This is a genomic window from Dyella sp., assembly GCF_035503745.1.
GTDB lineage: Bacteria > Pseudomonadota > Gammaproteobacteria > Xanthomonadales > Rhodanobacteraceae > Dyella_B.
In genome coordinates this window covers 1-8,512 of the sequence record NZ_DATJTC010000048.1, presented here as the reverse complement: position 1 = coordinate 8,512, position 8,512 = coordinate 1, and the positions used below count along the sequence as shown (strand labels likewise).

7 protein-coding genes are annotated in these 8,512 nt (G+C 65.9%); all 7 read left to right on the top strand.

Translation table 11 applies throughout. From position 1 onward, the window contains the following. The first annotated feature begins 476 nt into the window (after nucleotides 1–476). The 7 genes from flhB (at nucleotide 477) to VME63_RS18370 (ending at nucleotide 8,191) form a co-directional block, all read left to right on the top strand. Nucleotides 477–1,643 (top strand): flagellar biosynthesis protein FlhB, encoded by a 1,167-nt coding sequence (gene flhB / locus VME63_RS18400; protein WP_325435011.1) that lies wholly within the window; start codon nucleotides 477–479, stop codon nucleotides 1,641–1,643. Then, the gene (gene flhA / locus VME63_RS18395; protein ID WP_325435009.1) at nucleotides 1,636–3,726 is read left to right on the top strand and encodes a flagellar biosynthesis protein FlhA; all 2,091 of its coding nucleotides are present in this window, start codon (nucleotides 1,636–1,638) and stop codon (nucleotides 3,724–3,726) included. The genes flhB and flhA overlap by 8 nt, the downstream gene beginning before the upstream one ends. A 106-nt stretch (nucleotides 3,727–3,832) precedes the next feature. Further along, nucleotides 3,833–5,206 carry a flagellar biosynthesis protein FlhF gene (gene flhF / locus VME63_RS18390; RefSeq protein WP_325435008.1) on the top strand — a complete coding sequence of 458 codons (1,374 nt, stop codon included), beginning with the start codon at nucleotides 3,833–3,835 and terminating at the stop codon, nucleotides 5,204–5,206. A gap of 80 nt (nucleotides 5,207–5,286) precedes the next feature. Beyond that, nucleotides 5,287–6,153 carry a MinD/ParA family ATP-binding protein gene (locus VME63_RS18385; RefSeq protein WP_325435006.1) on the top strand — a complete coding sequence of 289 codons (867 nt, stop codon included), beginning with the start codon at nucleotides 5,287–5,289 and terminating at the stop codon, nucleotides 6,151–6,153. 1 nt (nucleotide 6,154) lies between these two features. Then, nucleotides 6,155–6,892 carry an RNA polymerase sigma factor FliA gene (locus VME63_RS18380; RefSeq protein WP_325435004.1) on the top strand — a complete coding sequence of 246 codons (738 nt, stop codon included), beginning with the start codon at nucleotides 6,155–6,157 and terminating at the stop codon, nucleotides 6,890–6,892. Nucleotides 6,893–7,142: 250 nt separating this feature from the next. Further along, nucleotides 7,143–7,550, top strand: a complete 408-nt coding sequence (gene cheY / locus VME63_RS18375) for a chemotaxis response regulator CheY (RefSeq protein WP_325435002.1) — start codon at nucleotides 7,143–7,145, stop codon at nucleotides 7,548–7,550. Further along, nucleotides 7,547–8,191, top strand: coding sequence for a protein phosphatase CheZ (locus VME63_RS18370; protein WP_325435000.1), 645 nt, complete (start codon nucleotides 7,547–7,549; stop codon nucleotides 8,189–8,191). The genes cheY and VME63_RS18370 overlap by 4 nt, the downstream gene beginning before the upstream one ends. Nucleotides 8,192–8,512 lie beyond the last annotated feature (321 nt).

Genomic DNA, 8,512 nt, shown 5'->3' with positions numbered 1-8,512 from the left:
GCCCGCACTCGCTCTTGGCCCCTCCCCCTGCTTGCAGGGGGAGGATGGGAGGGGGTAGCGCTCTTGCTTCCCATGACGGGCTTCACCCCACCCCAACCCTCCCCTGCTGCACGCAGTGGAGGGGGCAGGTTGCGGGGAGATGGAAACGCTACGTCTTTGATTCACGCCCGCGCTTGCTCTTGGCTCCTCCCCCTGCTTGCAGGGGGAGGCTGGGAGGGGGTGATGCTCTTGCTTCACATGATGGGCTTCACCCCACCCCAACCCTCCCCTGCTGCACGCAGGGGAGGGGGCAGGTTGCGGCGAGACGAAAACGCCGCGTCTTTGATTCACGCCCACGCTTGCTCTTGGCTCCTCCCCCTGCTTGCAGGGGGAGGCTGGGAGGGGGTAGCGCTCTTGCTTCCCATGACGGGCTTGACCCCACCCCAACCCTCCCTTGCTGCATGCAGGGGAGGGAGTTTGTCCCGGAGGGCTGAGGCGTGGCCGATACTGAAAAGGAAGACCGCACCGAACAACCATCCGAAAAACGCCTGCAGGAAGCACGCGAGAAGGGTGAGGTTCCACGCTCGCGCGATTTTTCCGGCGCAATGGTGGTGCTGGCCGGCGCCAGCGTGCTGCTGTCGGGCAGCGCGACGATGCTGGGCCATATACGCAACATCTACACCATGGGCATGGGTTATTCGCGCGAGGCCTTGTTCAGCGATCACTTGATGACGCGTGTGCTGAGCGCGGGGATGCATGAAATGCTCGCGCTGATGATGCCGGTTTTCGCCGCCACGCTGGTGGCCGCGGTGGGGTCGACGGTGGCGATCGGCGGCCTCAACTTCAGCTCCGAGGCGTTGATTCCGAAATTCGAGCGGCTCGATCCGATCGCCGGTTTCGGCCGGCTGGTGTCGCTCAACGGCTTGATCGAACTGGCCAAGTCGCTGCTCAAGGTGGTTTTTATCGGCCTCGCGCTGGTGTTGCTGTTGCGTCATGACGAGCCGATGGTGATGAGCACCGGCAGCGGCCCGATCAACAGCGGCATCGCCCAGGCGTTGACCCTGGTCGCGCATGCGGCGCTGCTGTTTTCGGTGGTGCTGGGCGTGCTCGGCGGCGCCGATGCGGTGTGGCAGCGCTTCGACTACGCGCGCCAGCATCGCATGTCCAAGCAGGAACTGAAGGACGAGCACAAGGACACCGAAGGCAATCCGCAGCTCAAGGGCCGCATTCGCCAGATGCAGTTCCAGCTGGCGCGCCGGCGCATGATCCAGGAAGTACCCAAGGCCGACGTGGTGGTGGTCAACCCCACGCATTTTGCCGTCGCGTTGCGCTATGACGATGCGCGCATGCGTGCGCCGCGCGTGATCGCCAAGGGCGTTGACGTGCTTGCGCAGCAAATCCGCCTGGTCGCCACCGCGCACGACGTGCCGCTGGTGGAGGCGCCGCCGCTGGCGCGCGCGCTGTATGCCACCACCGAGCTGGGCCATGAGATTCCGGCCGCGCTGTATGTGGCGGTGGCGCAGATCCTGGCCTACGTCTATCAGCTCAAGCAGGCCGTCGAACGCGGCGGCCCCGCCCCCACCGTGCCCAAGCCCGAGATCGATCCGGAGCTGCAGGGCCGTTACCGCGAACCACACGCAAACCAAGGCGACGCGCATGGCTAACGCAAGCGTACTCGATTCGTTCAAACAGGCCGGCCGGCGCGGCGCGGGCGCGCCCATCGTGATGCTGGCGATGCTTGCCATGCTGATGCTGCCGCTGCCGCCGTTCGTGCTGGATATTCTCTTCAGCTTCAACATCGCGCTGTCGCTGGTGATCCTGCTGGCGGTGGTGTACGTGATGCGGCCGCTGGAATTTGCCGCGTTTCCCACTGTGGTGCTGCTGGGCACGCTGTTCCGCCTGGCGCTGAACATCGCTTCCACCCGCGTGGTGCTGCTGCACGGCCACGACGGTCCCGGCGCTGCGGGCAAGGTGATCGAGGCGTTCGGCGAATTCGTCATCGGCGGCAACTTCGCGGTCGGCCTGGTGGTGTTTGCGATCCTCACCATCATCAACTTCGTGGTGGTGACCAAGGGCGCCACGCGCGTGTCGGAAGTAACCGCGCGCTTCACCTTGGATTCGATGCCCGGCAAGCAGATGGCGATCGACGCCGACCTCAACGCCGGCCTGCTCACCCAGGAGCAGGCGCGCGAGCGCCGCCAGGAAGTGCGCGAGGAAGCGGATTTCTACGGCTCGATGGACGGTGCTTCCAAGTTCGTGCGCGGCGACGCCACCGCCGGCATCCTGATCTTGTTCATCAACGTGATCGGCGGCTTTTTCGTCGGCATGCTGCAGCACGGTCTTTCCGCGGGAGAGGCGGCGCGCACTTACACGCTGCTGACCATCGGCGACGGCCTGGTCGCGCAGGTGCCCTCGCTGATGCTGTCCATTTCCACCGCGGTGATCGTCACGCGCGTGTCCAAGTCGCAGGACATGGGCAAGCAGGTGCTGGGGCAGGTGTTTGCCCAGCCGCGGGCGCTGGCGGTGGCCGGTGTGGTGCTGGCGGTGATGGGCATGATTCCCGGCATGCCCAACATCGCCTTCCTGATGCTGGCCGCCACCTGCGGCGGTGCGGCGTGGCTGATGATCCGGCGCGAAAACGAAGCGAAAGAACGCCAGGCCAAGGCCTCGGCCGAAGCCTTGCCCGCGCCCGCGCCGGCCGAACGGCTGGAGTTGGGCTGGGAAGACGTCGCCAGCGTCGATCCGGTGGGCCTGGAGGTGGGGTATCGCCTGATTCCGCTGGTGGACAAGAACCAGGGCGGCGAGTTGATGGCGCGGATCAAGTCGGTGCGGCGCAAGCTGTCGCAGGAACTGGGTTTTCTGGTGGCGCCGGTGCACATCCGCGACAACCTCGACCTGGGCCCCAACGCCTACCGCATTTCGCTGATGGGCGTGCCGATGGGCGAGGCGGAGGTGTACACCGAGCGCCATCTGGCCATCAATCCCGGCCGCGTGCACGGCACGCTGCAGGGCGTGGCCACGCGCGATCCGGCGTTCGGCCTGGAAGCGGTGTGGATCGAAAACAACCAGCGCGATCATGCGCAGGCGCTCGGCTACACGGTGGTCGATCCGGCCACCGTGATCGCCACGCACCTGTCGCACATCCTGCAGAACCACGCGCACGAGCTATTGGGCCACCAGGACGTGCAGCAGCTGCTGGACCGCCTGGCCCAGGTCGCCCCCAAGCTGGTGGAAGACCTCGTGCCCAAGCGCCTGTCGCTGGGCGTGGTGGTGAAAGTGCTGCAAAACCTGCTCGCCGAGCGGGTGCCGGTGCGCAACATGCGCAGCATCGTCGAGTCTTTGGCGGAGCATGCGGGGCAGAGTCAGGATCCCGGCGCCCTCACCGCCCACGTACGCGTCGCGCTGGGCCGGCAGATCGTGCAGGAAATCGCGGGTTTGGGCACGGAAATCCCCGTTTTGACCCTGGCTCCGGAGTTGGAACAGATTTTGCTCGGATCCCTGTCAAGCAGTGGTGCAGCGGGTGCGGCCGTGGAGCCGGGGCTTGCCGACCGCCTGCAGCAGAGCGTGGCCGAAGCCACGCGGCGGCAGGAGGCAAACGGCGAACCGGCGGTGATGCTGGTGCAACCGCAACTGCGTCCGTGGCTGGCGCGCTTCACGCGGCACGTGGCTCAGAACCTGCATGTACTGGCTTACAACGAAGTGCCCGACAACCGGCGCGTGCGACTTGTGCAGGCGATCGGGCGCTGACAGCAACGGACAAGACGCAAGCGGCGATGCAACGGATGAAAACACACAGCGTGACGACAACCAGGCAGACACACGCGACGTCCTGTGCGCATCGCGGGAGTGATTCATGAAGATCAAACGTTTCCTCGCCGCCGACATGCGCCAGGCCATGCGCGACGTGCGCGCCGAGCAGGGCGCCGATGCGGTGATCCTTTCCACGCGCCGCCTGGAAGAGGGCATCGAAATCATCGCGGCCGTCGATTACGACGAATCGCTGATGCGCGAAGCCGCGCGCCACGGTTCGCCCGCGCCGGAAGCGGCCCGCCCGGCGGCGAAAGAGGCTGCATTCGAAGCACCGGCGGAAGCGCCGAAAAAAGAAGCGGCCAGGCCTTCCCACAAGGAACGCATCGAACGCATCAGGGAGACGGCCAAGGAAACCGCGAAAGAGCCGGCGGCCGAACCGCGCGCCGCGCTGCCGCCGCCTCCGCCGCCGCCCGCACCGGTAGCCGCGCCGCAGAGCGAAGTGGCCGCGCTGCAGCCGATCGTCGAGCAGAGCGTGCTGGAAACCGCGCGCATGCGCAGCGAACTGGGCGGCCTGCGCCAGTTGCTCGAACAACAGCTATCCAGCCTCGCGTGGAACGACATGGAGCGCCGCAGCCCGATGCGCGCCCGCGTGCTGCGCGACATGAGCCGCCTGGGCATCGACACCGACGTCGCGCGCCAGTTGATCGACGAACTGCCCGAGCAGCTGAGTGTGGACCAGGCGCGCTACCTGCCGCTGGGCCTGCTCAGCCGCAGCCTGAAAGTCAGCGGCCGCCGCCTCGCCGACAGTGCCGGCGTCACCGCGCTGGTCGGCCCCACGGGCGTGGGCAAAACCACCACCATCGCCAAGCTCGCCGCGTGCGCGGTAATGAACCACGGCCCGGCCAAGGTGGCGCTGGTCAGCACCGATCACTACCGCATCGGCGCCGCCGCGCAGTTGGAACACTACGGCCGCCTGCTCGGCGTGCGCGTGTATCCCGCCTACGACGCGGCGGGCCTGGCGCAGACGCTGAACCTGCTGCGCGATCACCACACCGTGCTGGTCGATACCGCCGGCGTGTCGGGTACCGATCCGCGCCTGCAGCAGCAGATGGATGTGTTGCGCGACGCCCTCGCGCAAGGTGCGTCCACGCTGCGCGCCTGCCTGGTGCTGGCGGCCAACGCGCAGACCTCGGCGCTGGACGAATCAGTGCGCGCCTACCTGCCGCTCAAGCCGAGCGCGTGCATCGCCACCAAGCTGGACGAAGCGCCGAGCCTGGGCGGTCTGCTGTCGGTATTGATCCGTCACCGCATTCCGCTCGATTGCACCACCGATGGTCAACGCGTGCCCGAAGACATCAGCGCCGCCGACGCGCGCGCCCTGGTGTGCCGGGCGGCACAGTCGCAGCGCCGGCTCGGTCCGGCGGGCGAGGATTTGGACATGGCCGATCGTTTCGGCCTGGCAGTAGCTGGACTATGAGTGAGGGGCCGCGAGTGAACCAGGCAGCAGGCTTGCAAAATCTTTTCTCTTCCCCCCAACCGCAGCGAGAGGAGCGGCCGGTGTTCCATCAGGCAGCCAGTCTTTATCACCCGGTCACGCAACATCAGCAGCGCCGCGTGACGCGCACCATCGCCGTCGCCGGCGGCAAGGGCGGCGTGGGCAAGACCACCGTGGCGGTCAACCTGGCGATGAGCCTGGCGATGGCCGGCCGCGACGTCATGTTGCTGGACGCGGACATGGGCGTGGCCAACATCGACGTGCAACTGGGCCTGACGCCTTCGCGGCACCTGGGGCACCTTCTGGAAGGCAAATGCGCGCTGCAGGATCTGATCATGCCGGCACAGAACGGCCTGAAAGTGATTCCGGGCGGTTCGGGCGTACGCCGTCTGGCCAAGATGGGCAATGCCGAGCATGCGGCGGTGATCCGCAGCTTCGACGATCTCATCCAGCCGCCGGACTTCCTGATCGTGGATACCGCCGCGGGCGTGGCCGACAACGTGGCGATGTTCGCCGCCGCGTCCGACGACGTGCTGATCGTGGTGTGCGACGAGCTGGCTTCGCTGACCGACGCCTACGCGCTGATCAAGATCCTGGCCCACGACTTCGGCGTGCGCCGCTTCCGCATCGTGGCCAACATGGTGCGGCAGGCGGCGGATGCGAAAAAACTGTACGAAAAACTGGCGCGCGTCTGCGGACGTTTCCTGGACGTGGCGCTGGACTACATGGGCATGGTTCCGCACGACGAATGGTTGCGCCAGGCGATTCGCCGCCAGGGCGCGGTGGTCGATTTGTGGCCATCCAGTCGTGCTTCGGCGGGATTCAAGCAATTGGCAGGTGCGGTCGATACATGGGGAGAACCCGCGTACCCGGACCTCGGACGGATTGCCTTTTTTAGCGGCCAGAGCGCGCCGGCTGCGGGGTGGTGACATGAATGTGGCTTCGGAATACCTGCAGCTTCAGCGCGAAGATGCGGACCAACTGGTGCGCAGGCACGCGCCGCTCGTACGGCGCATTGCCTATCACCTGATGGGGCGTCTGCCGCCGAGCGTGGACGTAGGAGATTTGGTACAGGCGGGCATGATCGGCCTGCTGGAAGCGGCGCGAAACTTTACGACCGATCGCGCGGCCAGTTTCGAGACGTATGCGGGCATCCGCATCCGTGGCGCGATGCTGGACGAACTGCGGCGCACCGACTGGACCCCGCGTTCGGTGCACCGCAAGGTGCGCGAAGTGGCCGAAGTGGTGCGGCAGATCGAAAACGAGACTGGTGCGGACGCCGACAGCGCCGAAGTGATGAAACGCCTCGGCATCAGCGCCGAGGAATATCACCAGGTGCTGGCCGACGCGACCAGTGCGCGCCTGCTCAGCCTCACGGCGCCCGACGATGGCGACGGCGGCGAGGGCAGCGCACTGGACGTGGCCGACCACGACAGCCTCGGGCCGCAGGACAGCATCGAGCAGGATGGCCTGCGCGAAGCGCTGGCCGAGGCGATCGGTACGCTGCCCAAGCGCGAACAACTGGTGATGTCCCTGTATTACGAGCAGGAATTGAACCTGAAGGAAATTGGCCTGGTGCTGGGCGTGACCGAATCGCGCGTCTGCCAGATCCACGGCCAGGCATTGGTAAGGCTGCGCGCGCGCATGGGCGATTGGCGCGATGCCTGAGGATAGAGGAGCGGAGTGATGAACTGGCCTGCTTTACGCCCTTGCCCCCACCCTTGATAAGGCCGGGGAAGAGGGTTGGGGTGAGGGCCGCGCTTGCGAGGACATGCAATGGCTTGACCGAGTTTTTGAACCACCGTATTCGCAAGATGGGCCCTCACCTCAATCCTCTCCCCCTCATTACCGATCAAAGACGCAGGAGCGGAGGCAAGGCGGCAAACCCTTCCCCACTCTTTTGCTGGAGAAAAGCGTTTTGGACAAGAACATGAAAATCCTGGTGGTGGACGACTTCTCCACCATGCGGCGTATCGTTCGCAACCTGCTGGTGGAGCTGGGTTTCAGCAATCCCCTGATCCAGGAAGCCGACGACGGCAACAACGCGCTGGCGATGCTCAAGAGCAATCCGTTCGACATGGTCGTTACCGACTGGAACATGCCGAACATGACCGGCATCGAACTGCTGCAGGCGATCCGCGCCGAGCCCAAGCTCAAGGGCATGCCGGTGCTGATGGTTACCGCCGAAAACAACCGCGAACAGATCATCGCCGCCGCCCAGGCCGGCGTGAACGGATACATCGTCAAGCCTTTCACCGCAGTCACGCTGAAGGAAAAGCTGGACAAGATCTTCGAGCGCCTGGCCGCCAGTGGAGCTTCCGCATGAACGCAATAATGTCGACGATGGTCAACGAAACCCTGCCGCCGGAAGTGGTGGAACTGCTCAACAGCACCGATGGCGCGGCGTTCGAGCAGGCGCTCGATTCGATGGTGCGCCAGCGCGAGCAGCACCTGTTCCGCGCGCTGGGCGTGCTCGCCCGCGACCTGCACGGCGCGGTCTGCCGCCTGGGCAGCGACCTGGCCAACGAAGGCGTGCCCGAAAGCATGACCGACGCGCGCAACTACCTGGCCGAAGTGCTGGACATGAGTTCCAAGGCCGCCCATCGCAGCCTGGATTTCGTCGACCGCATGCGTCCGGAAGCCGACGCGCTGTCGGCCAACGCAGCGGCCGTGCTCGATCACAACAGCAACCCCGACGATCCGTCCGCCGCGCTCGCGCGCCAGGCGCAAGTCTTTGCCGGCGCCTGCGCCGAAGGCCTCAACGACATGGTGCTGGTGCAGTCCTGGCAGGACCTTGCCGGCCAGCGCGTGAAGAAGGTGGTCGCCTTCATCGAAAGCGTGGAGTCCTCGCTGCTCGAACTGGTGCGCCTGACCGGTGCGCTTGCCGGCCGCGAAGCGCCGGTGGAAGTGGCCAAGGTGTCCAGCCAGGACGAAGTGGATCGCCTGTTGAGCGAATTCGGTTTCTGAGGGATGTCGATGTCGCGCAGCCCATGCGAGCGAATGACTGCTGCTCCTCCTGCTTGCAGGGAGTGGAGTGCGTCCTCGCACCCGACTGTCTCTGCATGCAGGGGCAAGTTGGGAGGGCGTAACGCGCTCGCTCTGTTGAAGGGCTTCACCCCACCCCAACCCTCCCCTGCTGCACGCAGGGGAGGGAGCGCTTTTGCTCCTCCCCCTGCATGTAGGCAGAAGTTGGGAGGGCGTAACGCGCTCGCTCTGCCGAAGGGCTTCACCCCACCCCAACCCTCCCCTGCTGCACGCAGGGGAGGGAGTGCGTTTGCTCCTCCCCCT

Bases quoted from the DNA above. Each gene is read 5' to 3' on its own strand.
- flhA (WP_325435009.1), top strand. From the start codon at position 1,636: ATGGCTAACGCAAGCGTACTCGATTCGTTCAAACAGGCCGGCCGGCGC.
- flhF (WP_325435008.1), top strand. From the start codon at position 3,833: ATGAAGATCAAACGTTTCCTCGCCGCCGACATGCGCCAGGCCATGCGC.
- VME63_RS18380 (WP_325435004.1), top strand. From the start codon at position 6,155: ATGAATGTGGCTTCGGAATACCTGCAGCTTCAGCGCGAAGATGCGGAC.
- VME63_RS18370 (WP_325435000.1), top strand. From the start codon at position 7,547: ATGAACGCAATAATGTCGACGATGGTCAACGAAACCCTGCCGCCGGAA.